Raw genomic sequence first — 24123 nt, 5'->3', positions numbered from 1 at the left:
AAAGGAAAGGCGCGGCACCCGGGGAGTGCCGCGCCTGAGCGCTAGTTGTTGATCGCGCGGAGCGGACGGCGCGTGTGCTGCTTGATGAGCACCTCCTGGCAATCGATCAGCGGATTGCCGTTCTCGTCCACCGAATGCCTCACATACGTCCCGTCGGACTGCATATGCCAGCTGCTCGTGGAATCGTCCATCTGCAGGTCGACGTATTTGATCAGCGCCTCGATCTGCTCGGGTTGCGTGATGCGGATCAGCGCCTCCACGCGGCGGTCGAGGTTGCGGTGCATGAGGTCGGCCGAGCCGATCCACACCTCGGGGCCGGACTGCGGGCCCTCGCCGATCTGCGGGCCCTGCGAATTCGCGAAGGCGTAGATGCGGGAGTGCTCGAGGAAGCGGCCGAGGATCGAATGCACGCGGATGTTCTCGCTCATGCCGGGAACGCCGGGCTTGAGCGCGCAGATGCCGCGCTCCACGATGTCGATCTTCACACCCGCTTGGCTGGCGCGGTACAGGGCATCGATCGTGGCTTCGTCCACGATGGCGTTGACCTTGATCTTGATCCACGCCTCCTTGCCGGCGCGCGCCGCGTCCTCCTCGCGCTGGATGCGCTCGATAAGGCCGCTGCGCACGGTGCGCGGCGCCACGAGAAGACGATGGAAGCTCGACTTCGGCGCGTAGCCCGACAGCTGGTTGAACAGGCGCGTCAGGTCCTGGCCGACCACCGGGTCGCAGGTGAGCAGGCCGAGGTCCGTGTACAGGCGCGCGGTCTTCGGGTTGTAGTTACCCGTGCCCACGTGGCAGTAGCGGCGCAGACCGCCGTCCTCTTGGCGCACCACGAGCGAGAGCTTGCAATGCGTCTTGAGGCCCACGATGCCGTACACCACGTGCACGCCCGCGCGTTCGAGCTTGCGGGCCCACGCGATGTTGTTCTCCTCGTCGAAGCGGGCCTTGATCTCCACCAGGGCGAGCACCTGCTTGCCGGCCGTGGCCGCGTCGACGAGGGCGTCGATGATAGGCGAGTTGCCGGACGTGCGGTACAGCGTCTGCTTGATGGCGAGCACCTTCGGGTCGGCGGCGGCCTGCGCGAGGAAGGCCTGCACCGACGTGCTGAAGGAGTCGTACGGGTGGTGCAGGAGGATGTCATGCTCGCGGATGGCGGCGAAGATATCCTGCGCCTGGCTCGACTCGACGGCCGCGATCTGGCGGTTCGTGGTCGGGATGAACGGCGGGTACTTGAGGTCGGGGCGGTCGATGCGGCCGAGCTCGAACAGCACCTTGAGGTCGAGCGGCGCCGGAAGGCGGTAGACCTCGTCGGGCGTCACGCCGAGTTGCGTGGCGAGCAGCTGCGACAGGAACGGGCTCGTGGCGTCGGACAGCTCCAGGCGGATCGGCGGTCCGAAGCGGCGGCGCAGCAGTTCGCGCTCCATGGCGTTGAGCAGGTTCTCGGCATCGTCTTCCTCGACGTCGATATCCTCGTTACGGGTGAGGCGGAAGGCGCGGGCCTCCTTGATGATCATGCCCGGGAACAGCGAGTCCAGATGCGAGAGCACGAGGTTCTCCATCGTGATGAAGCCGTAACGCTCCTGGCCGTTCTCCTCGCGCGTCAGGTCATCGACCGGCACGAGGCGCGACATGTTGTCGGGGATCTTCACGCGGGCGAAATGCGTTTTGCCGCTCACCGGGTTCTCCACGAGCACGGCGAGGTTCAGCGAGCCGCCCGAGATATACGGGAACGGATGCGCGGGGTCCACGGCGAGCGGGGTGAGCACGGGGAACACCTGGGCGCGGTAGAACTTGCTCAGGCGCTCCTGCTCCGACATCGTCAGCTGGCTCCAGTTGAGCAGCACGATGCGCTCCTTGGCCAGGTCGGGCAGGATGCGCTCCGTGGTGTAATGCGCGTGCTCGTCCTGCAGACGATGCGCCTCCTCGCTGATGGCGCGCAGTTGCTGGCGCGGGCTCATGCCCGAGGCGCTCGGCACCGCGATTCCCGAATCGATGCGGCGCTTGAGGCCTGCGACGCGCACCATGAAGAACTCATCGAGGTTGGAGGCGAAGATCGCGGCGAAATTCGCGCGCTCCAGCACCGGCAGCGTGGTGTCTTCGGCGAGCTCCAGCACGCGCTTGTTGAACTTCAGCCAGCTGAGCTCGCGATCGAAGAATCGGTCGGTGGGCAGCGGCTCATAGTGACGCGAGCGGACGTCTTTCTTGTTCTCGGTTTCCGCGATGTGCTCGGCGATCTGGCTGCGCAGGATCGCCTTCGCGGGTTCGGTAAACTTCTGGGCCATATTCCTACTCTATTGCGTTTTCCGTGGCGGCGCACAGAGATGGGGCGGGTTCCGGGAAACAATTCACATCGTGTTCATTCGGGGCGGGGGCGGGGAGGTGTGGTGTGGGGTGAGGAGTCGGTTGGAGAGGTCGGTTGGAGAGGTTGGTTGGAGAGGTCGGTTGGAGAGGTCGGTTGGAGAGGTCGGTTGGAGAGGTGCGCGGGGCGCGCGGAGGTGGCATGGGCCGTTCGGTGTGAGTGTTTGTGTGCGGTGAAGGCGGTTGGCTTGGGTTTTGCGGGGTTTTGGCGGGGTCGGGGCCGTTCAGTGTGAACATTTGTGCGCGGTGAAGGCCAGCGGCATCGTTTCGTTCCCTATGCCGGGTCCCCGCTCCGTTCGTGGCGATGATTCTTCGCCATGAAGTCGTTTTTTCCCACGATTCCTCCTTCTCCGTTACGCAATGACCGTTCGAGGTGAGGATTCTTCGCCATGAAGTCGTTTTTCCGTACGATTGGCCCGATGACCGCCCGGAATGATGCCTCGTGGCGATGATTCTTCGCCATGAAGGCTTCGCGTGGCCCTCACTTTTGGAACAATGTGATGGCTTGCGGGCATTTTCGGCCTGTTTTGGGCCGTTTTCGGTGTTTTTGGTCCGAAAGCCATCACACTGTTATTGGGGAGAGGGTCTGGTATTGGGGAGAGGGTCTGGTTCCACACGTTGGCGTCATTCGCCGTCATGATTGCACGCCGAGGGTGCACGATTTTGCACCTTCGGTGGCGATTAGGGTGTGGGGAAGGCGGTTGGGGCGGGGTATTTGCTATCGAGGGTGCACGGGATTGCACCTTGGGTGGCGGTTAGGTGGGGTTTGGGTGGCGTTGATGGGGGTAATCGTGGTCGAGGGTGCACGATTCTGCTCCCTCGAGAGCGATTAGGGTGCGGGAGTGGCGGTTGTGAGGTGGTATTTCCTGTCGAGGGTGCACGGGATTGCACCTTGGGTGGCGGTTAGGTGGGGTTTGGGCGCTGTCGATGTGGGCAATCATGGTCGAGGGTGCACGATGGTGTCTCTTCGATGCGGAGTCCGGCGACGGGGAGAGGGAGGCGGAGATCCAGGCGAACTTCTGACCGGAGAACATGAAAAGGCCCTTCCTCCAGAACCTGGAGGAAGGGCCCCTCATACAAGCTCACAGCGCGGAATCTCAACACAACAACACTGTCGTGGCGGTAAGCCTTAAAAAATCCGCCCAACATTTGGTATTCATTCATCCAATTGACCTTGTGGGCTCCGCTGTTCTGTTTTGCTTGTACTTCTATTATGGCTTCATTTGGCTAGGAATCAAGCCGAAAAACGAAATCTTCACGATTAAACGAATATGGTGTTTTTCAATCGAAATGTTCGTATTCATGTGCGAATCGTGTTCGCAACGCAAAATTACTGTTCGCAATTGTGCATTTGTCTATGCCCTCGGAGTGTCGCGTGCATCGGCGTGGGCATTGGCAGCGTTGGGGAACCCAAACGACACTTTTATCTCCGCTCCGATCGATGCCACCCCCATTCTGATAATCGTCGATCATTGTCGATTGCTCGCCGACTGACTTCGGATGGCTCATCCGTCGCGGCCTGTTCCGGGCGGACAACCGAAGTTATCCACAGGGTCGATTTTTACAAGCGACCTTCGTCCACATTGCTCGGAAGCCCCGGCGTGTCGTTGGGTGTCATGGTTGGCTGAGGTCATGTTTACATCACGATCGGCGCGACAGGCGCCAGACAATACGTCAGACAACAGGGGATCGGCCAACCGCTCCGACACCCCGCGCACAAATCGTCGGGGGAATGCGCCGCCGCGCCGCGGCAGCGATGTGACCGATGCGCCGGAGCGTCCCGTCATCGTGGAATTCGACTCGGCCTCCGGCGGATGCGGGCTGAGCGTGGCGGCCGCCTGTTATGCGCTGACCCTCGCATCCTCTGGGCTGCGCTGCGCTCTCGTCGACCTCGATTTCGACGGAGGCGGTCTGGACGTGACGCTCGGGCTCGAAGGCGAGCACGGCCTGCGCTGGAGCGGCATCGATGCACCGTTGGGCCGCATTGACGGCGATGCGCTTGCGCGCGAGCTCATCGATTGGAACGGCATTGTGGTGCTGCCGGCCGATCCGTGGAACAAGGGCGCGCCATCGTGGTGGCATATCACCGCCGCGCTCGGGGCGCTCTGCGATATCTGCGACATTGTGATCGTGGATTCGGGCCGCATCAGCCTGCCGGGGCGGTTGGAGGCGGCCGGCTTCGGCGTGTCCTCGCCACGGCGGCGCCTGCACGGAGACGAGGGGGCCGCAGACTACGCTGCGCTGGCCAATCGCGCCGAGCTGCCGAATCTCGCCGCGCAGTCGAATGGGCCGCCGCCACCGCCGGGATGGGGCGGTGCCGTCGCCGCCACTGAAAGCGCCGTGCCGACGATGCGGGGTGACGCCTGGCTATGCGATCCGCGGCTCAGCGACACCCAGCTGAGCGGAACGCGCAGTTTCGCCTCTTCCAGCGAGGCCGAGGCGAGCCTCGGCGCAGTCGGGGGCGGGAAGGTGTTCCGGTCGGACGATGCCGCGGACGGCCCCATCGTGTGCGCCGTGCATATGCTCGAGCTCAGCGTGCTGGGCGCCGTGCGGGCGCGTCGCCATATCGACGAGGCGCGGCGGATGCGTCGGCTCTGCGCGCGGGGCGCGAGGGATGCGTTGTCGCGCGCGCTGACGATGCCGCCGCAGGAAATCGTGTTGTGTGCAGCTCCCGCGTCGCAGACGTCGTCGCGTGGCGCGGTGACGGTGACGGATGTGCGCGACTACTTGTCGGATGACGACATTGTGGGGCCGCTGCCCCGTGACAAACGGCTGGCGGCGCGCGTGCTGTCGGGCGAGGGCATCGAAGCGGTGCCGCGCGCGATGGGGCGCGTGCTGGGGAATGTAACGGAACTGTGGGATTGGGAGGAACCATGGCCTCAGGACTAGGACGATGGAGCGGTCTCGGCGCGGGCCGAGGCGCGACCGGCCGCACCATGCCTGACACGCGTATGCCTGACACCCGTATGCCGGGCATTGGCTTGGTCGGCGGCGCCCGGCTGGTTGATGTGGACGAAGGAGGCGAGCGGGAGGAGCCGCATCAGCGCCTGATCGGCGGCATGGTGTTCGGCCCGCTCGACGACCTCGTGCGCGAACGCGGCGTCACCGACATCGCCGTGACGCCGGACGGACGCGTGTGGGCCGACCGTGGCCACGGCATGGAGGAGCGCACGCTGACGGTCGGATTCCCGTCGCCCGCAGCGGTGCGGTCATTCGCAATGCAGCTGTGTTCGCAGATGGGCCGCAGACTCGACGATTCCTGCCCCATCTGCGACGCCGGCACATACGATGGAGTCAGACTCCACGCCGTGATGGAACCCATCGTGCCGCAAGGAGCCGCCATCAGCATCCGCCTGCCGGATGCCTCCGACCTCGACCTTGGCGCCCTCGCCTCGCGCGGCATGTTCCCGCCGCAATGGCATGCATTGCTGCGCGCCTTGGTGCGCGGCCGCGCGAGCATTCTGATCAGCGGCGGCACAGGAAGCGGCAAAACCACGCTGCTCAAGGCGTTGCTTGCCCACTGCCCGCAGGCCGAACGCATCGTGACGGTGGAGGAGACGCGCGAACTGGGGGCGCTGCATCACCTCGACTGCGTATCGCTTGTTACGCGGCAGGCGAATGTGGAGGGCAAAGGCGGCATCGGCCTGGCCGCGCTTGTCAAGGCCACCGTGCGCATGCGTCCCGACCGCATCGTGCTGGGCGAATGTCGCGGGGAGGAGGTGGCCGACCTCGTGCGTGCCTTGAATTCCGGGCATCGCGGCGGAATGGCCACGATTCACGCAGACAGTGTAGAGCGTCTCCCCGCGCGCCTCTCGGCCCTCGGTATGCTCGCGGGGATGACGCCGACGGCGCTGTCGATGATGTGCGAGGGCGCCTTCGATGTGGTGTTGCATGTGGAGCGTGACCACACGGGCGTGCGCCGCATTACGCAGATCGGGTGTCTGGCGACCGGCGCGCAAGGCTGGCTTGAGGGGCGGGTGCTGGCGCGTTGGAATGGAGTCGGACCACCCCGCTGCGAGGAAGCGTGGCAGGCGTGGGCGTCGCAATGGATGCCCGGGGATGGCTCGGGCTGAGCGCATGGTTTCGAATACGCGGTTCCATCGAAGAGGAGGTGATGATCGTGACCATGCTTGCCATGATCAGTGCGATATGCCTTGTGCTGTGCGTCGGCGCACTGCGCGACGCGGCACGCGATCGGTTGGGAGACGATGGTGCCGCGCGGCCTGGCGCTGGTGTCGGTGCGCGTAGAGGCAGATCGCGTGGAGATGGACCGCCTGCAGGCAGACCGCGTGGTGCTGCTCCGTCCGGAGGTCGGGACGGGGTCGACGGCGTCATCGGCGCGGTGAACGCGCGATTGCGCTCCGGTGCCGGGCTGCAGGAGGCTTTCGAGGAGCAGGCGGGGCATCGCTTCGCCGCATCGCATCTCACGGCGGGTCGGATCTTGACGGTTCTCGACTTCCACGCTGGGTCGGAAAGCGGCGAGGCGCGGCATCGTGCGGCGCATGGCATCGCTTGGGCCTGCGCCGTGGCTCATGACGTGGGGTGCGAGCCGACGAAAAGCCTCGAGGCGGTGGCCGCCGAGTATGCGCGTGTCAGGAATGCCGAGAATCTGCGTCGCCAGGCACTTGCCATGCCGCGGGCGACGGTGCGTGTGCTGCTGGCGCTGCCTGCGCTCACGCTGCTGCTGGGCGAGGCGATGGCGGCGCGCCCGTTGGCCTTCCTGCTGGGAAGCGCCACCGGGTATGCGGTGCTTCTTGCCGGGCTTGCGCTCCAGGGCGCGGGCGTGCTGTGGGTGCGGCGTGTGACGCAACGATTCGAACGCTGCGGTGCCGGTGCCGTGCCTTCCGCCCGTGGAGGGTGACGGGTGCGGGACGATCGCGATGAAAGGACGGAAAACACGCGGAAGGAGGGACTATGTCGTGGTGCGTGATGGCGTGCGTCGCAGCCTGCACGCTGGTCGGCGCGCTGTGGTCGCTGTCGGATATCGCCCGCTCGCGGCTGCAGGTGGCCGGGGCGTCGGATGGTGAGCTCTGCCCTGTGTGCATGCGGCGTTTTCTGCAGAACGAGGCGCGTGTGCTGAGACGATGGCGTCCTGCTGCGGTCGGGCGGTGCGCTGAGATTGACGCGCAGGCGACCCCCACCGCGCCGATTTTGTTGGAACTCCTGGCCGTGTGCATCCACTCGGGCGCATCGATTCCCCGGGCCCTCGAGGCGGTGGGCAAGGCCGTCGGCGGGCGCGTGGGCGCGGGTCTGTGCGAGGCGTCGGCACGATTGATGCGCGGCGTGGTCTGGGGCGCCGCGTGGGGAGCGGCCTTCGATGCGGCGGACGGTGGCGGGACGGACGATGGCCGAGCGGACGATGACGGGGCGCGGGCGGTCCTGCGCGCCGTCGCCCATGTGCTCGAACCATCGTGGCGGCACGGATCGTCGCCGCTGCCGCGCATCGAGACGGCGATCGAGCATGATGAGCGCGACCGCACACAAGCCATCGACGATGGCGCCGCGAAACTGTCCACGGGCGTGCTGTTGCCGATGGGACTGTGCTTCCTGCCGGCCTTCGTCGTTATCGGAATCATTCCCATCGTGGCGGGGTGGGGCGTTATTGCACTGGGATGACTCTGGTTGCGGCTCTGAATGTGGACTTCGCGGATGGGTCTGGGCGTCGGTCCGGTCAAGGAGCCGGGGTGAATCATCGTGAGCGAATGTGTGCGGGCGCATGTGCGTGTTAAAAACGCGGTGTGCGCCCGCCGGGCGGTAATCCGCCCGAGTTATCCACAGGCTCGCGTGTGCGACGTCGATTCGTCCACATTGTCGGGTCGCCCGGCGTGTCGAGGTGGCTCTCTGGAATCCTTGCAGCTATCCCCGAGGGAACCCGGCAGGAGAGGCCGGATCCATCGGAAGGCCGTCGGCTGACGGCGCTGCGACGGGGCCGCACTGCACACCATTGCCGGTGGCCGCATACGCCCGCGCCAACGAACGAACCCTGCTATGTGGCGGGGCCACACTACAAGCGAAAGGACCATCATGAGCAAGTATTTTGTGCCGCTGATCATGACCGGTGATGGCGACAAACCCGATGGCGAAGAGCATATGAGCGTCGGCGACAGGCTTTTGAAAACCTGGTGCCTGGTGATGGACGGGGATTTTCTCCGTCGCGAGGAAGGCGCCACGACGGCCGAGTACGCGGTCGTGCTCGTCGCCGCGACGAGTTTCGCCGCCGTCCTCATGGCGATTCTCAAATCGGATACCGTGCGCAATCTGCTGACGAATATCATCAGCAAGGCGCTGAGCGTCACCTAAGGCGAAGCGAGGTTGCCATGTGGAGGAGGAGCAGGCGATCGTACCGCCGGACAACATGCCGAGGCGGCGAAAGCCGCAGGTGCGGGCGGCGCCCGCAGGCCGGAGCGGTGACCGCCGAGTTCGCCGTGATCCTTCCGGCGGTCGCCGCCCTCGCCATCCTCGTCTGCGCGCTCGGCCGCGCCATCGTCCTGCGCATCGAATGCCAGGATGCCGCGCATGTTATTGCGCAGCGCATCGTGGCGCAGATGCAGGCCGATCCCGCCACCGCCGGGGAGGTGCAGCCGGCCGTGACGCAATGGGCGGAGGAGACGACGCATCGGCTCGTCAACGACGGGGCGAGCGTGTCGCTCACCGTATCCGACGATGGCGTGGATGTGCGCGTGTCGGCGCGGGTCGTGCCCGATCCGCTGCGGGTTCTGCCCGCGACGGTGACCGGGTACGCCTTCGCCTGCGTGCCTTAGGTGCGGTGAGCCCGATGACATGCGGACAAGGACCATGTGGAAAAGGTGGCGCGGAACAGCGAGGCTCGGGCAGCGTGGCGGGGCTGACCGTCATGCTCGTCATCGCCGTGATGCTGTGCGCGGTCGCGGTGGTCGGCGGCACGATGGTATCCAAATCCGTCGTGCGCACAGCGGCCGACCAGGCGGCCCTCGCGGCGGCGTATCGTCGCAGCGAGGGCGCCGACGTCACGGCATCGTGCGCCGAGGCGCGGACAGTTGCCGAACGGCACGCCGCATATCTCGAGGCCTGCTCCTTCGATGGCGAGGACGTGACGGTCACCGTGTCGCGGGGAATACTCGCGTCAGGGGCACCGCCCGGATCCGGGGCATCGATGGGCGCGCCGGGAGGCATGGCGTCGGGCGGCTTCGGATTCCGTGCGCGGGCCATGTCGCGCGCCGGTCCGATAGACTGTCCGTGACAGGACTTATGGGGGCTGTTCACGATGGCATGTCGCTCGGTAATCTGGAAGTCCATAGGTAAGGAGTGTCAGATGGCATTGGCGTTGTACCGGCGGTATCGTCCGGATACTTTTGATGGCGTTATCGGCCAGAGGCAGGTCACGGAGCCGCTGTGCCGCGCGCTCGACAACAACAGGCTCACACATGCCTATCTGTTCAGCGGCCCCCGCGGCTGCGGCAAGACGAGCTCGGCGCGTATCCTCGCCCGCTGCGTCAACTGCGTCGAAGGGCCCACGTCCCACCCGTGCGGCAAATGCGACAGCTGCCGCGAGCTGGCCGCCAATGGCCCGGGGTCGATCGACGTCATGGAGATCGACGCGGCGAGCCACAACGGCGTCGAGGACGCGCGCGACCTGCGCGACCGCGTGACCTACGGCCCGACGCGCGACCGCTACAAGATCATCATCCTCGACGAGGCGCATATGGTGACGCCGCAGAGCTTCAACGCGCTGTTGAAAACCGTGGAGGAGCCGCCGGACAACGTCATGTTCATCTTCGCCACCACGGAGCCCGACAAGGTTATCGGCACCATCCGTTCGCGCACCCATCACTATCCGTTCCGCCTCGTGCCCCCGGAGATCATGGGACCTTATCTGGAGGAGGTGTGCTCCAAGGAGTCCATCACCCCCGAGCAAGGCGTGCTGCGCCTTGTGATGCGCGCGGGCGGCGGCTCGGTGCGAGACACGCTGTCGGTGCTCGACCAGCTTATGGTCGGCGCCGACGGAGGCACCATCACCTACGATTCCGCGGTGCGGCTCCTGGGATTCACGCCCGATTCCCTGATCGGCGAGGCCATCGACGCGGTTATCGACTCGGACGGCGCCAAGCTGTACGGCATCGTTAACAAGGTGGTCGTCGGCGGATACGAGCCGAAGAAATTCGTCGACGATTTGCTGTCCCGCGTGCGCGACCTCATGGTTCTCACGCTGGCCGGCGAACAGGCGGAGTCGGTTATCAGCGACGATGTGCGCGTCGAGGACGACGCCGAGCTGCGTCGCCAGGCGTCTGCGCTGGGACTGCCGAAGCTCACGTGGATGGCCGAGACGATTAACGAGGCCCTGGAGCAGATGGCCGGCGCCATCTCCCCGCGCATGAGGCTCGAGCTGCTGGCCGCGAAGCTTCTCGTTCCTGCGGATTACGAGCCCGCGCCCGGCGCCGGTGCCCCGGCCGCCGCGCCCGGCGTCTCCGTCGGTGCGGTTCCCGGGAATCGTGGTGCAGGCAGCGCCGGACCGCGCGCTTCCGCGGCATCTGCCGGCCCTGCGAATTCCGTGGCGCCTCGCCAGGGGCAGGGCGATTCTGCCGGCGCCCGCCCGAATGCGGGCATCACCAGTTCGGATGCGCTGACATCCGCGCTGTCGCAGATGAATGCCGAAAGCGCCACGCTCGACTCCGCCCTGTCAGGCGCCGGCCGTCAGGGTGAGGGCCGCCCGGCCGCCTCCGAGGCGGCGCCCCAGCAGGCTTCCCGCCCGGCCGCGCAGCCGCAGCGTGGGGCGGCGTCCGCCGCCGCGGCCGCGCCTGCCTCTGGAGCGGCGTCTGTTGCAGACGGGAACGTGGACGAGATGTGGGATACCGCCGTCGCGTCCCTTCCGGACGACGCCAAGGTGTTCGTCGACCGCTCGCAGGTGCCGACCGTGCATCTGCACCGCGATCCGCGCAATCCGGCACGCGCCAGGCTCAACCTCACCTTCGTGCACCCCGTGGCGCAACAGGCATTCTCGCTGGCCATCTCCGGCGACAAGCCCGTGACGCGCCTGACGGCCGAGGCCGTGCAGAAAGTCTTCGGTTCCGGAACCGCCATCGCCCCGACGCCGCAGACCGCGGACGGCAAGAAATCCGTCCCGCTGTCGCGCATGCCCGAGCAAGAACAGCAGGCGGCGCGTCGCGCGGCGCTGATGTACGGCATCCAGCTTCGCGGCGGCAGTGCGCTGGGCAGCGCCTCCGATTTGCAGACACCGGCGCGCGCCACAGAAGGTCAGTCGTCCGGCTCCGGCGAGGGGCATGGGGCGGCACAGGGCTCCGGGGCGCAGGCCGGTGATTCCTCCGATGGCTCCGGTTCCGGCGATTCCGACAACTCTGACCGAGGCCACGCCGGCGCATCGGCGCCCTCCGCTGGCGGCATGCCGCATGGAACGGGCGCGTCTTCCGCGCCGGCCGGACCGCCGGCCGGATCGTCAGCCGGATCGTCGGCCGCGCAGGATGCCGTCGACCCGTGGGCGGGCCAGCCGTCACTGGCGCAGGTGCAGCCCATCGAGCCGACGCCCGAGCACCATCAGAAGCATGTCGCCGTGCCCGACGATTCCGACTCCGTCGACCCGTGGGCCACGCAGGCTCCGTCGCAGGCGCCCGCGCGGGCTGCGCAGACGGTGACCCGGGCTTCGCAGGCGGCGATGCGGGAACCGGCGCCTGCCGGCCCGGCACATGCAAGTCATGCGTCCGCGAACCCGGCGTCCGCGAGCCCGGCACTTGCCGGCCCGGCACAGCAGTCGGTGCCGCAAACGGCGGGTCAATCGTTTGAACCCGTGGGCTTCGGCACGCCTGCCGCCAGCCAAGGTGCCGCCAACCCGGGCGCCCCCGCCGCCTTCGCCGCACCCGCGCGCCCCGCGCCGCAGGCACCTCAGGCGCAACCCGGCCCCTATCCGGCGAACCCCTACCAACCCGGACCGTACCCTGACGACGCCCCCGAGGGCGGCCCCGGCTACCCTGACGACCCAGGCGACGAATACTCGCTCGACGACGCCAACTATGACGACACCCTGACCATCGACCAGATCGCCAAGATGCTGGACGCCAAGGAGATCAGGCAGGTCACGAAGGACGGTGAGAATGGCACTGTATGACGGCGCTATCCAGAACGTGATCGACGCGTTCTCCGCGCTTCCCGGCATTGGGCAGAAAGGCGCGCAGCGCATCGCGTTCTACCTGCTGTCGGCCGATGAGAAGCAGGTCGAGGCGCTCGCTGAATCCGTCACCGACCTGCGGCGCAAGGTGCGCTTCTGCGATATCTGCGGCAATGTCTGCGAATCGCGGATCTGCCCCATCTGCGCCGACCCGCGCCGCGACCCGCGCGTGCTGTGCGTGGTGCAGGAGCCCAAGGATGTCATGAGCATCGAGCGCACGCATGAGTTCCACGGGCTCTATCACGTGCTCGGCGGCGTCATCAACCCCATGGCGAACGTGCGCCCGCAGGACCTGCGCATCGTGCAGCTGCTCAGGCGCCTCGGTCCCGACGGCGCGCTGACGCTCGACGAGTCGGTGTCCGGCGCTACGCCCGGGCCGCGTCCGGCGCATGATGCTGCGGCGAGCTTTTCAGGAACGGTGACGGCCGACGATGCATCCGCTGCGGCTGGTGCGGCTGGTGCGGCTGGTGCCCCGACCGCTTCATCCGCCGCCACGGTGGCTCCGGCGGGCGGCATCTACGCGGGTATTGCGGCGCAGGAATCCGCCGCGCATGCCGTATCCGCCGACGCAACCGCATCCCGCGACGCCACCGCGTCTACCACGGATTCGACATCCGCCGTAGATTCGGCGACCGCGGCCGATCCAACAACCGCGGCAATCGAGGCGTCCGCGGCCCCGCTGCCGCATATGGTCGTGCCGCCTGTCGAGGAGGTTATCATCGCGCTCGACCCGGATATCGAGGGAGAGGCGACGACGACGTATCTCAGCGGTCTGCTCGCGCCTTTCGGCATCACGGTGTCGCGCCTGGCGAGCGGCCTGCCCGTCGGCAGCGACCTCGAATACGCGGACGAGATGACGCTCGGTCGCGCCATCGCCGGCCGCCGTCGCGTGTAGCGCGAGAGCAGTCTCCGCGGGCGTTCCATGACGGCGTTCCACATGGTGGAAAACCGCGTCGTTGCACGCCTTGCGCCAACGTAGTATCAACGCGGTTGGGTATAATGATGCCCGCACATCGAGGATTGGATTAACGTGGCTCTTATCGTTCAGAAATACGGTGGCTCCTCCGTTGCGGATACGGATTCGATCAAGCGCGTCGCGCGTCGAATCATCGAAACGAAGCGCAAGGGCAATGACGTTGCCGTGGTCGTGTCCGCCATGGGCGACACAACCGACGAACTCATCGACCAGGCCAAGGAGGTCGATTCCCAGCCGCCGGCACGCGAGCTCGATATGCTTATGACCGCCGGTGAGCGCATCTCCATGTCGCTTCTCGCGATGGCCATCCATTCCCAGGGCGAGCACGCCCACTCCTTCACCGGCTCGCAGGCCGGCTTCGTCACGGATGCCCGCTACGGCGCGGCGCATATCCGCGCCGTCAAGCCCGACCGCGTCATCAACGCGCTGCACCAGGGCGAGATCGGCATCGTCGCGGGATTCCAGGGCGTGAACTCCCTCGGCGACGCGACCACCCTCGGCCGCGGCGGTTCCGACACCTCCGCCGTGGCGCTCGCCGTGGCGCTCGGCGCCGACGTGTGCGAAATCTACACGGATGTCGACGGCGTGTTCACCGCCGATCCGCGCATCGTGCCGACCGCCCAGCGCATTCCGTCGATTTCCTACGATGCCGTCCTCGAGATGGCCGCGTCGGGGTCGAAGGTGCTGGCGCTGCGCTGCGTCGAGTACGCGCGCCGCTTCAAGATGCCGATTCATGTGCGCAGCTCGTTCTCGCACCTGCCCGGCACCATCGTGGTGGGCGACGGCGTGGACGCGAACAGCATCCCGAACATCGACTGACCGCGGCGGATCGCATCGACTGACCGCGGCGCCACATGGCGTCCCGGCATCCAAACGTTTGGCAAGACTTCCGAATTTCGAGCAAAAGGACAGACACATGACGGAAGAAGAAAGCAAGTCTATGGGAGACATCTTCCCCGACCTCAACGGCCCCGAGTCCCCGGTGATCTCCGGTGTGGCGAATGACGGCTCCGAGGCCATGATCACCCTGCGAGGCATCCCGGACCGCCCGGGCTGCGTGACCACCGTGTTCACGCTTCTCGCCGAGGCCGGCATCAACATCGACATGATCGTGCAGGCGCTCGCCGAGCATGGCGACAACGGCTCCATCTCCCAGTTCGGCGAGCCCGGCGCCACGGCTGACGTCTCCCTGACCGTGCCGGAGGCCCAGGTGCGCAAGGCGTCCGAGCTCATCCGCGCGAATAAGGACGCCATCGGCTACCAGTCCGCCGACACGAACACCGGCATCGCCAAGGTGTCGCTGATCGGCGTGGGCATGAAGACGCATTCCGGCATCACGGCCCGTTTCTTCAAGGCGCTGTCCGACAAGGGCATCAACGTGCTTATGATTTCGACCTCCGAGATCCGCATCTCCGCCGTCGTGCCGCTCGAGGACATGAAGGACGCCGTGCGCGCCGTGCACACCGCCTTCGGCCTCGACGCCGACTCCGTGGAAGCCGTCGTCTACGGCGGCACCGGCCGCTGAGTCTCCCGGCCTGCGTTGGGCCGCGGCCTGGTTGTCGCAGCCTGCTTGGCTTGAACCGCGCGCATCTGTGGAATCCTTCACGATTCCGCCGATGTGCGTGGTTTTGTTTTGTGTGCGATGGCGGCGGCTGGTAAGGGTGCGATATGGCGCGTGGTGTGGCGCACGATGCTCTTGCGGCGGATCGCGAGGTAGTCTGGAGATATGTCCCAGGCATCAGATGAAGTGTTGAAACAGCTCGATCGGCTCGTGGCTCTTGGCTACCCCGATGTCGCCGATATGTCGGCAGCCGCCTTCCGCGCATTGGCGTCTCCGCTTGTCCACGCCCTCGAGCTCAACGATGTGCTCACGGACGAGGTCCTGCTCGTCCCGACGCGCGAGCTCGTGAGCCCCGAATCGTTGATCGCGCGCACCAGCATCAACCGCCACGCCGGCTTCACCACGATGCCCCCGCGCGATATCGCCAGCTTCGAGCCCACCGAGGGATTCGAGCCGCCGGAGGGGCCGTTCTACCTCGTCGTGCAGCCGCATACCGGCACGTGCTACCTCAACCGCGAGCCCGACGTGGCGCGCAAACTCATGGAATCCGACGACCGCCTGCCCCTGACAATGGAGGAGGGGCTTGCCGTCGCCACCCAGCACACGGAATGGCTGGAGGCGAAGAACGGATTCAATCTTCTGGGGTCACGCTCCACGGATGGCCGCGTGCCGAGTATCTGGATGAGCCAGAACTCCGCGCGTCTGGGAAGCGTGTGGCCGAACTCCAAGCACACTTGGCTGGGCAACGCATACTGCATGGCCCGCGTGGGCGTGTCGCTGCTCAGCCGGTAGTGCATGGCGGGCGTTATTTCTGCCGACGGTTGCGGATGCCCGAGACGATGGCTCCGATAATCAGCGCGATGCCGACTCCGATGGCCGCGAAGGCGCCGAAGCGCTGCCAGAAATCCGGCACGGCCAGCATGTTGCCGAACACCAGCAGCGTGATCATGGCCGCCGAACAGATGGCGACGATGGCGCCCAGGACCACCGTGCCGATGCTGGCGCCCGGCTTGTCATAGACCACGACCTTGCGTTTGCCGCGGTCCCATCCCGGATAGGCGGCGTAGGGGTCGCCCGTGTGCGGCGGCTCGCCGGCGCCGGGATATCCGTTGCGCGCGGCCTCGGAGGCGTACCCGGCCGCGGCATCGCGCTGGTCGCTGGCGGCGCGGGCGCGCAGCGGGGTGGTGGGGTCGACGTCGGGCGTCTCGTCGCTTGGCGTGGCACCGCCTCCGATGTTTTCGCCGTCGATCTCGATGGTGGGAATCGTGTCCGGCGACGTGGCGCCCGACGAGGCGGTGTTTTCCGGATGGGTGTTTTCCGGGTTGATGTCTTCCTGTGACATGACGTGTCCTTTCATAACATTGTCTGGTCCGCGATGCGCGGGGTGTTTCGTACGGGGTGTTGAGTGTGGGGAGACGTGTGCGATGACGCCTCTGTAACCCGCTTAGTTGCCGATGATGAGCTGGCCGACGAGGATCATGTGGATGTCCAGGACATTGTCGGGGTCGGCGCTCCCCGAATCCTTCGAAGCCGTGGCGGAAGTGGAGACATCGGCGGTATCCGATGCATCGGTGGTGCCGGATGTGCCGGACGTGCCGGTGGCGTCGGAATCCGAAGAGCTGTGCGGAGTGCCGAGGTTCAGTGTGATGCCGATGCCGCTGTGGTCGTCTGTGTCCTCTGGGTCGCCTGCGGCCGTTGCGTCACGGTCGTCATTCCAATCATCGGACGTTGGGTCGTACACGATGACGCCTGCATAGTATCCGCTGACGCTGGGCTCGTCATCATTCACCGAGGCCTTGCATCCGGAGGGAAGGAGGACCCTGACGGTGCTCGCGGTCGCCCACATCGGTATCGTTCCGGTGGGGCATGCGCTGCCATGGCTGTCGCTCCAGTCACGCAAGTCAATCGTGACCGTTGACATCTGGGCGTTGAGGCCTTTCTTCAAGCCGGGCAGGTCCTTGGAGGCGTAGGTGACGGTGGATGATGTCATCGTGACGCCGGCATCTCCCGGGCGTATGCCGTCGATCGGCAGCGACGTCGTGGCCGACTGTGCGCTCGTCGCCATCAGCGCGATGATGAGCATGATGACGGATAGCGGTCCCAGGGCGCCGCTTTTGTGCCCGGCAAGGCCGGCGATGATCAGCGTCAGGCCCAGGGCCAGCGTGCTGCCAGCGGCCCAGAGGGCGATGACGAACAGAAAATCCGGTGTGGAGATGCCGGAGCCACGCTCGAGAAGCAGGATGACGCCAAGCGAGACAAGGATAATGCCGGCGAAGGCGATGGCGATTGCAGGGCTGATGGGGCGATAGGAATGCACGACGCGCCGGGGTGAGCCGGCGGACGCCGCTCTGGTGTCGGCTCCGCGGTCGATGCCGTGGTCGGGCGCCGCACCCCCAACCGTGGTGCCTTGCCGTTCGCGGTATGAGCGTGAACGGGAGAAGCCGGAATGCCGGTCCGACAGGTAGAGCACGATGAGGGCGACGGCCAGCAGCAGCGCTAGCGGGATACTGATGGGCGCGAGCGCCGGCGTGCCGAGAAGGATGAACACAAGCGCCATCCAGAAGCCGCCGCTGCATTCGCCGCGTTCGATGGCCGATTCGAGAAGAATCGTGCCGTCGCGCTCGTCAGGCAGCAGCATCCATGCCAGGCCGTACAGCATCAAGCCTAGGCCGCCTGCCATTGCAAGGGCGAGCCAGATGATGCGGATGACGAGGGGATCCCAGCCAAGCCGATTCGCGATGCCGCCCGATACGCCGCCGATCCAGCGTCGGCTGCTGCGTTCGATGCCCCAGCTTCGGATCCAGTCGAAGAATCCGTGCCCCACCGGTTTGCCGTCCGGCGGGTTTTCGCGCGCCGAATCTCCGTACGGTGCTTGACCGTTCGGTGTTTCCCAGGCCGGCTGCCGTCCGGTGGTATCCGGGGTCTGCGAGGCGTTCCGGATATCCTCCGGTCCTCGGTCGCTCGGTTCCTGTGCGTTCATCTCAATCAGTCCTTCGCTCGATTGGTTCTTCGTTCTCTCCGCACGGTGTTTTCCGTATGACGGTGTTTTCCGCGTGGCGGTGTTTTCCGTGCGACGGTGTTTTCCGCGTGGCGTTGATTCCCGTGCGGTGCTAGGACTATTCCATCGCAGAACCGTGCGTTCCGCTATCAGGGTTTGCCCTGATTCAACCCTGATTTTTTCCCAGATGACCCTGAACTCGCCCTCGCGGGCGTACGCGAGGCGGTAACGTAGCGCCATAGGAGTTCGCGCGCGGAAGCGTGACGTTGGAAACGACGTCAGAAAATCGGAAATCGGAAACCAACAACCAGGAACCAACAACCCAACACCAACAACTCAAAAACAGAAGGGAGGGGAGGAACATGGTTCATCGCAGACATGACGCATCGCAGTCGCGGCGGGGCGCTTCGCCGTCCGGCCCGGCACCGGCGGATGCCGCTTCGGGCGGTTCCGCACCGCATGACGCGGCGCTGCATGGTTCGGCGCCGACTGGTTCGACACCGAGTGGTACGACGCCGCTTGGCTCGACGCCCTTGAGCCGCCTTGTCGACATGGCGTCCCGTGCCCGCACGGCATCGCGCCGTCTCAGCACCGTGAGGCTGGGTGACGTGTGCGATGTCATCGCCGTGCTTGCGGTGTTTCTGTTCCTTGTGCTGGAGCTGGCGGTCAAAAACACGATGGCGGTGTCCGGCATCGTGTGCATGTTCGTCGGCATCGCGCTGGGCTGGACGCAGATGACGCTGATCATGAACGCCGCGGATGCCGGGGAGACGCGGCCCCGTCCGCTGTACGTCGTTCTCGCCGTCGGAAGCGCCGTCATCACGGTGGCCGGTGTCGTGCTCGTGTGCCGCGTGCTCATGCCATGGGCGTATGTGGTGCGAGGCCTTCTGGGCGGTGTCATCCTCGTGGTGGCGATTGTGCTGATCATCGCGCCGTGGTGGCTGAGTCTTGTGGCGAATCTCGGGGAGGAGCGCGCCCGCGCCGCGCGGGAGGAGCTGCGGGCCGATTACGCCACGCATCTGCATGATTCCGTTCTCCAGACGCTGGCTCTGATCCAGTTGCATGCCGACGATCCTGATAAGACGCGCGCCCTGGCACGTGGCCAGGAACGCGATCTGCGCGAATGGCTCTACGGCGACCCGGGTGCCGTGCTTCATCCGGATGCCGAGACCGGCGCGAAGAGTGCGGGTTCGGGCATGGATGGCGGCGACTCGACCGGTGCATCCGCTGCGCACGCCGGAGCTGGGGGCGGCACGGATTCTGCCGCGGTTGGTACTGCGCGGAGAAGGGGAATCGTGGACGAGGCGACGCTGGATGCGCTTGCCGCACCGTCTTCCCCGCACGCCGATCCCGCGGCGCAGGCGGATACGCTGTCTCGTGCCATCAAGCGGGTTGCCGCGCAGATCGAGGATGCCCAGGAGAAGCCGATCGACGTTGTTGTGGTGGGGGACCGGCGCATGACGCCGCGCCTGCGCACGATGGTCGCGGCCATGGCCGAGGCGTTGCGCAATGCGGCGAGGCACGGGGCGCCGCCGATCTCCGTGTATGCGGAGGTTATGGATGACGCCATGGGGTTCGCCGACACAGTGGACGTGTATGTGCGCGATCACGGCGACGGCTTCGATGTGACGCATCTGCCCGAGGGGCACCGCGGTGTGCGGGATTCGATTCTCGAACGCATGCGACGCGTGTCGGGCGTCGCCACGATCGATTCGCGTCCCGGTTGGGGCACCGAGGTGCATCTGCGGCTTCGCGATGTTGTGGGCAATTCCGATGCGGCGCAGCCGGACGGCACTGCGCAGCCGGATGGCACGGCGCAGGCGGAGGGCACTGCGGCGGAAGACCAGATGACGCGACAAGACCAGACGCAACAAGAGGAGGATGCACGATGAGGAAAGGAGTGGATATGACGGATCGCAAGATGGCCGAAGCGGATGCGATAACCGATCCGGGCCAGGTTGCAGGAGCGGGTACCGGCACCGACTCCGACGCCGGAGCCGGCACCGAGCCCGATGGCGCGGCAGCGACGCCGAGGGTGCGCGTGGCCGTCGTCGACGACCACGAGATGTTCCGGCGCGGCGTTATCGATACGATTGCCGGGGAGTGCGACATCGTCGGCCAGGCCGCGGACGTGGACGGCGCCGTGCGCATGATCGACGAGACGCGGCCCGACGTCGTGCTGCTCGACGTGCATGTGCCGGGCGGCAACGGGGGAGGCGGCGCGGAGATCATCCTGCGCGCCATGCCCGGCGCTCCGTCGACGCTGTACCTCGCGCTGTCGGTGTCCGATGCCCCGGCCGATGTCGGCGCCGTCATCAGGGCCGGCGCCCGGGGCTACGTGACGAAAACAATCACCGCCGCCGATCTGCTCGCCTCGATCCAGCAGGTGGCGGAAGGGTACGCGGTGTTCAGCCCGAAGCTCGCGGGATTCGTGCTATCCGCACTGCGCCCCGATCCCGCTTCGCTCACAACGGACGGCGCAGGAGCCGGCGGAGCATCCGGCGCTGGTGCTGCGAAGGGTGGTACGGGCGCTTCGGGTGCGCGGGGCGCCGCGAGCGGGGCCGGCGTTTCCAATGGAACCGATCTCGAACTGGGCATCGCGCTCGACGCCCTCGGGGATGACGCGGAGGAGGATGTCTCGATCGATGTGCTCTCGCCCCGCGAGCAGCAGGTCATGCGCCTGATAGCGCGCGGATACTCATATAAGGAGGTCGCCGCCGAGCTGTTCATTTCGGTTAAGACGGTCGAGACCCATGTCTCGGCCGTGCTGCGCAAACTGCAGTTGTCGAATCGTGGGGAACTCGCACGATGGGCCGCCCACCGGCGCATCGTATGACCTCGCGAACCATGCGCCGCAGCCACGCGCATATCGTGTCGCAACCGCGTCGCAAAGCCGGCGCGACATGCCGCATTTCTCCGCGGGGATGCATGCGTTGCAGCCGTGGTGTCCACGCGACGTGCCGTAAGTAGTCATTTTCCGTTTCGAACGCGTAAACTAGGGCGCGATATGGCCTTTTTCGGCTCGGTTTGGCGGGAAAAGGAACGTTTTACACATCCAGCAAAGGAGGAAAGCATGGATCAGTCATCAGTGTTTGATTTGGCAGCCGAAGCCGCGGCGTCCAATGGAGGGAACAATGATCCGCTGCTGCCCCCGGCGCGATTCGTGGGCGCTCCCCAGAAGCCAAGCTCGATGCCGTACTACAAGTACGTGGCATACGACAAGCAGGTGCCGTTCGACTACCCGCAGCGCACATGGCCGACCAAGCGGCTGCACCGCGCCCCGCGCTGGTGCTCCGTCGACCTGCGCGACGGCAACCAGGCCCTCGTCAACCCGATGGATTCCGAGCGCAAGCTGCGCTTCTGGAACCTCCTCGTGTCCATGGGCTACAAGGAGATCGAGGTTGGCTTCCCGTCCGCGTCCGAGACGGATTACGACTTCATCCGCATGCTTATCGAGCGCGAGCTCATCCCGGACGACGTCACGATCGCCGTGCTCACCCAGGCGCGCGAGCACCTCATTCGCAAGACCTATGAATCGCTGCGCGGTTGCAAGCGCGCCATCGTGCATTTCTACAACTCCGTGTCCGTGCTGCAGCGCGAAGTCGTGTTCCGCAAGGACAAGGACGGCTGCAAGAAGCTCGCCACCGATGCGGCCGAGCTGTGCAAGAAGCTCGAGAGCGAGGCCGAGGGCATCGACATCTCGTACGAGTATTCCCCGGAGTCCTTTACGGGCACCGAGCCGGAGTACGCCGTCGAGGTGTGCAACGCCGTCATCGACGTCATCAAGCCGACGCCCGATCACCCGATGATCATCAATGTGCCCGCCACCGTCGAGATGACCACGCCGAACGTGTTCGCCGACGAGCTCGAGTACATGAACAACAACCTGAAGAACCGCGACTCCGTCGTGCTCTCCATCCACCCGCACAACGACTGCGGCATGGCCGTGGCCGCCACTGAGCTTGCGCTGCTCGCCGGCGTGGACCGCGTCGAGGGCTGCCTGCTCGGCAACGGCGAACGCACCGGCAACGTGGATCTCGTCACCCTGGGCCTCAACCTGCTTGTGCAGGGCATCGATCCGCAGGTCGATCTGTCGAACGTCCCCCAGATCCGCAAGACCGTGGAGTACTGCAACCAGGTCAAGATCTCCGAGCGCCATCCCTACGCCGGCAACTTCGTGTTCACGGCGTTCTCCGGCTCGCATCAGGACGCCATCAAGAAGGGCCTCGAGGCGCGTCAGGCCGCCGCGGAGCGCGCGGGCGCGGACCTCGACAAGTTCGTGTGGCTCGTGCCGTACCTGCCGATCGACCCGAAGGACATCGGCCGCTCCTACGAAGCCGTGATCCGTGTCAACTCGCAGTCCGGCAAAGGCGGCATGGCCTACCTGCTCAAGGTGAACCACGGCCTCGACCTGCCCAAGCGCCTCCAGATCGAATTCGAGAAGGTGGTGCAGCGCTACGCCGACGAGACGAAGCGCGAGGTCAAGGACGAGGATATCTGGCGCCTGTTCAAGAACGAGTACCTGCCGGTCGAGGCGAACGGTTCGACCGCCGCGGGCCACATGATGGGCGATTCCGAGGATGAATCCCTCAAGCCGTGGGGCCGCCTCAAGCTCCTCAACCTCCAGGTGAGCTCCGGCGAGGACGGCTCCGACACCGTGCTCAAGGTCAAGCTCCTCGACCGCGGCGCCGACCTGAAGAACCCGACCGAGCGCATCATCTCGGGCGTGGGCAACGGTCCGATCGCTGCATTCGTCAGCGCACTGAACGTGCTGGGCCTGACGGTTTCGGTGAATGACTACGCCGAGCACACCATGGGAACCGGCGCGGATGCCGTCGCCGCTTCCTATGTGGAGTGCGAGATCGGCGAGGAGTCGGATTGCGAGGTTATCTGGGGCGTCGGCATCGACTCCTCCACCACCACCTCCGCGCTGAAGGCAATCATCTCCGCGGTGAACCGCCACGAGCGCGCCACCGCCCCGCGCGAGGACTGATTCTCGAGCGGAAGAGCCGGCGGGCCTGCGTGCCTACGCGAGCCAGTAGGTCTGTGAACCTGTGAGAAAGGGGGATCGGGATTTCCCGGTCCCCCTTTTGCATATTTGCATACCCGAACTATTTGCATACCCGAACCCCCGAACGTGCGCCCTTCCTCCCGGAACAGTGTGATGGCTTGCGAGGTGGTGACGTTTTCTTGGACTTTTGACTGGAGGGCGTCATGGCTAGTTATACGCGGGAGCAGAGGCTCAGGGCGTGTGAGTTGTATGAGCGGCTGGACCGGAGCGCGACGGCCGTGGTGCGGGAGCTGGGGTATCCGGCGAGCCGGCATTCGGTGCGCGCGTGGTACCGCCGGTACGCGTCGGAGAGGTACGGGGGCGTGCCGGGCAGGGTCGCGCCCGCGAGGGTGCCGGCGCCGGCGGGCGGGTATCCCGAGGGGCTCAGGCGCGCGGCGGTGGAGCATTTCCTGACGCATGGCCGGTGCGTGCAGCGCACGTGCCGGTGCCTGGGGTATCCGTCTCCCGGGACGCTGCGCAAGTGGGTGGACCGTGCGGATCCGTCGCGGCGGGTTCCCGCGGCGGGCGGCGTGCCGGTGGCGCCGGCGGCGGGGTCCGTGAGAGGATTGGAGGGCCGGGACCCCGGCGGACTGGAGGAGCCGACCATGGATGACGTGACGGGGCGCGCCGTGCGCGCCGGCGCGGCCGACGCCGCGCGGACGGGAGGGGCCGGAGGGCCCGCCGCCAAGGCCGCGGGAAAGCCTGCCGCCAAGGCCGCGGGGAAGACCGCCGGGAAGGCGGCGGGAAAGCCTGCCGGGAAGGCGGCGGGAAAGGCCTCCGGCAAGCCGGCCGCCGGGGCCGGGGAGGCGGTCTCGGCGGCGGACGTGGAGGAGCTGCTCCGGGTCATCGCGTCCCTGCGCGAGCAGGCCGACGCCCTGCGCCGGGAGGCGGACGAGCTGCGGGGCGAGACGGAGTCCCTGCGCGACGAGGCGGAGTCCCTGCGCGGCAAGGCGCGGGAACGCTGCCGGGAGCTCAGGGACCTCGAGATCGACCTCGAGATCCGCCGGGGCACGATCGAGCTGTT

The 24123-nt window shown here is 66.3% G+C and carries 17 protein-coding genes and 3 pseudogenes; 17 read left to right on the top strand and 3 right to left on the bottom strand.

The window, feature by feature from the left end:
* Positions 1–41: 41 nt before the first annotated feature.
* Positions 42–2282: an RNA degradosome polyphosphate kinase gene (locus PSRA_RS07160; RefSeq protein ID WP_094661219.1), complete on the bottom strand. Its 2241-nt coding sequence runs from the start codon at positions 2280–2282 to the stop codon at positions 42–44.
* Between the two features lie 1708 nt (positions 2283–3990).
* On the opposite strand from PSRA_RS07160, the gene PSRA_RS07155 reads away from it, so the two are divergent.
* The 13 genes and pseudogenes from PSRA_RS07155 (at position 3991) to PSRA_RS07100 (ending at position 15843) form a co-directional block, all read left to right on the top strand.
* On the top strand, positions 3991–5247 hold the full coding sequence (locus PSRA_RS07155; RefSeq protein ID WP_143516402.1) for a CpaE-like family protein: 1257 nt from the start codon (positions 3991–3993) through the stop codon (positions 5245–5247).
* A 170-nt stretch (positions 5248–5417) separates the two neighbouring features.
* Positions 5418–6431: a TadA family conjugal transfer-associated ATPase gene (locus tag PSRA_RS07150; RefSeq protein ID WP_094661224.1), complete on the top strand. Its 1014-nt coding sequence runs from the start codon at positions 5418–5420 to the stop codon at positions 6429–6431.
* Between the two features lie 269 nt (positions 6432–6700).
* Positions 6701–7219 (top strand): hypothetical protein, encoded by a 519-nt coding sequence (locus PSRA_RS09240; RefSeq protein ID WP_143516400.1) that lies wholly within the window; start codon positions 6701–6703, stop codon positions 7217–7219.
* A gap of 53 nt (positions 7220–7272) precedes the next feature.
* A complete protein-coding gene (locus tag PSRA_RS07140) occupies positions 7273–7974 on the top strand; it encodes a hypothetical protein (RefSeq protein ID WP_094661216.1) in 702 nt (233 codons plus the stop codon).
* Between the two features lie 408 nt (positions 7975–8382).
* Positions 8383–8658 (top strand): DUF4244 domain-containing protein, encoded by a 276-nt coding sequence (locus PSRA_RS07135; protein WP_094661215.1) that lies wholly within the window; start codon positions 8383–8385, stop codon positions 8656–8658.
* Positions 8659–8765: 107 nt separating this feature from the next.
* Positions 8766–9119, top strand: a complete 354-nt coding sequence (locus PSRA_RS09400) for a TadE/TadG family type IV pilus assembly protein (protein ID WP_158216367.1) — start codon at positions 8766–8768, stop codon at positions 9117–9119.
* Between the two features lie 14 nt (positions 9120–9133).
* Complete coding sequence (locus PSRA_RS09395; RefSeq protein WP_275542335.1) at positions 9134–9577, top strand: Rv3654c family TadE-like protein; 444 nt, start codon at positions 9134–9136, stop codon at positions 9575–9577.
* Positions 9578–9649: 72 nt separating this feature from the next.
* On the top strand, positions 9650–12454 hold the full coding sequence (gene dnaX / locus PSRA_RS07125; protein ID WP_158216365.1) for a DNA polymerase III subunit gamma/tau: 2805 nt from the start codon (positions 9650–9652) through the stop codon (positions 12452–12454).
* Positions 12441–12878: pseudogene (locus PSRA_RS07120) on the top strand (recombination mediator RecR); the annotation flags it as partial. The gene dnaX and the pseudogene PSRA_RS07120, both read left to right, overlap by 14 nt.
* Positions 12879–13211: 333 nt before the next feature.
* Positions 13212–13409: pseudogene (locus PSRA_RS07115) on the top strand (toprim domain-containing protein); the annotation flags it as partial.
* A gap of 135 nt (positions 13410–13544) precedes the next feature.
* Positions 13545–14309, top strand: coding sequence for an aspartate kinase (locus tag PSRA_RS07110; RefSeq protein WP_094661212.1), 765 nt, complete (start codon positions 13545–13547; stop codon positions 14307–14309).
* Between the two features lie 97 nt (positions 14310–14406).
* Positions 14407–15015 (top strand): ACT domain-containing protein, encoded by a 609-nt coding sequence (locus PSRA_RS07105; protein ID WP_094661211.1) that lies wholly within the window; start codon positions 14407–14409, stop codon positions 15013–15015.
* Positions 15016–15216: 201 nt separating this feature from the next.
* On the top strand, positions 15217–15843 hold the full coding sequence (locus PSRA_RS07100) for a DUF5701 family protein (RefSeq protein ID WP_094661210.1): 627 nt from the start codon (positions 15217–15219) through the stop codon (positions 15841–15843).
* A gap of 13 nt (positions 15844–15856) precedes the next feature.
* Here PSRA_RS07100 and PSRA_RS07095 read toward each other — a convergent pair whose 3' ends face one another.
* Positions 15857–16393 carry a hypothetical protein gene (locus PSRA_RS07095; protein WP_094661209.1) on the bottom strand — a complete coding sequence of 179 codons (537 nt, stop codon included), beginning with the start codon at positions 16391–16393 and terminating at the stop codon, positions 15857–15859.
* A 102-nt stretch (positions 16394–16495) separates the two neighbouring features.
* Positions 16496–18031, bottom strand: a complete 1536-nt coding sequence (locus PSRA_RS07090) for a PspC domain-containing protein (protein ID WP_158216364.1) — start codon at positions 18029–18031, stop codon at positions 16496–16498.
* 380 nt (positions 18032–18411) lie between these two features.
* On the opposite strand from PSRA_RS07090, the gene PSRA_RS07085 reads away from it, so the two are divergent.
* The 4 genes and pseudogenes from PSRA_RS07085 to PSRA_RS07070 all read left to right on the top strand — a co-directional run.
* The gene (locus PSRA_RS07085) at positions 18412–19941 is read left to right on the top strand and encodes a sensor histidine kinase (protein WP_143516398.1); all 1530 of its coding nucleotides are present in this window, start codon (positions 18412–18414) and stop codon (positions 19939–19941) included.
* Between the two features lie 173 nt (positions 19942–20114).
* Positions 20115–20885 (top strand): LuxR C-terminal-related transcriptional regulator, encoded by a 771-nt coding sequence (locus PSRA_RS07080; protein WP_245834942.1) that lies wholly within the window; start codon positions 20115–20117, stop codon positions 20883–20885.
* Positions 20886–21122: 237 nt separating this feature from the next.
* Positions 21123–23042, top strand: coding sequence for a 2-isopropylmalate synthase (gene leuA / locus PSRA_RS07075; protein WP_094661206.1), 1920 nt, complete (start codon positions 21123–21125; stop codon positions 23040–23042).
* A 221-nt stretch (positions 23043–23263) separates the two neighbouring features.
* Positions 23264–24123: pseudogene (locus tag PSRA_RS07070) on the top strand (hypothetical protein); the annotation flags it as partial.

Source organism: Pseudoscardovia radai, assembly GCF_002259605.1.
GTDB classification, from domain to species: Bacteria; Actinomycetota; Actinomycetes; order Actinomycetales; family Bifidobacteriaceae; genus Pseudoscardovia; species Pseudoscardovia radai.
The sequence above is the reverse complement of the archived record's forward strand: the minus strand, read 5'-3'. Positions and strand labels throughout refer to the sequence as shown.

Coding starts and splice junctions, on each gene's coding strand:
- PSRA_RS07160 (WP_094661219.1), bottom strand. CDS start 2,282: ATGGCCCAGAAGTTTACCGAACCCGCGAAGGCGATCCTGCGCAGCCAG.
- PSRA_RS07155 (WP_143516402.1), top strand. CDS start 3,991: ATGTTTACATCACGATCGGCGCGACAGGCGCCAGACAATACGTCAGAC.
- PSRA_RS07150 (WP_094661224.1), top strand. CDS start 5,418: ATGGTGTTCGGCCCGCTCGACGACCTCGTGCGCGAACGCGGCGTCACC.
- PSRA_RS07140 (WP_094661216.1), top strand. CDS start 7,273: ATGTCGTGGTGCGTGATGGCGTGCGTCGCAGCCTGCACGCTGGTCGGC.
- PSRA_RS07135 (WP_094661215.1), top strand. CDS start 8,383: ATGAGCAAGTATTTTGTGCCGCTGATCATGACCGGTGATGGCGACAAA.
- PSRA_RS09395 (WP_275542335.1), top strand. CDS start 9,134: ATGACATGCGGACAAGGACCATGTGGAAAAGGTGGCGCGGAACAGCGA.
- dnaX (WP_158216365.1), top strand. CDS start 9,650: ATGGCATTGGCGTTGTACCGGCGGTATCGTCCGGATACTTTTGATGGC.
- PSRA_RS07105 (WP_094661211.1), top strand. CDS start 14,407: ATGACGGAAGAAGAAAGCAAGTCTATGGGAGACATCTTCCCCGACCTC.
- PSRA_RS07100 (WP_094661210.1), top strand. CDS start 15,217: ATGTCCCAGGCATCAGATGAAGTGTTGAAACAGCTCGATCGGCTCGTG.
- PSRA_RS07095 (WP_094661209.1), bottom strand. CDS start 16,393: ATGTCACAGGAAGACATCAACCCGGAAAACACCCATCCGGAAAACACC.
- PSRA_RS07090 (WP_158216364.1), bottom strand. CDS start 18,031: ATGAACGCACAGGAACCGAGCGACCGAGGACCGGAGGATATCCGGAAC.
- PSRA_RS07085 (WP_143516398.1), top strand. CDS start 18,412: ATGGTTCATCGCAGACATGACGCATCGCAGTCGCGGCGGGGCGCTTCG.
- PSRA_RS07080 (WP_245834942.1), top strand. CDS start 20,115: ATGTTCCGGCGCGGCGTTATCGATACGATTGCCGGGGAGTGCGACATC.
- leuA (WP_094661206.1), top strand. CDS start 21,123: ATGGATCAGTCATCAGTGTTTGATTTGGCAGCCGAAGCCGCGGCGTCC.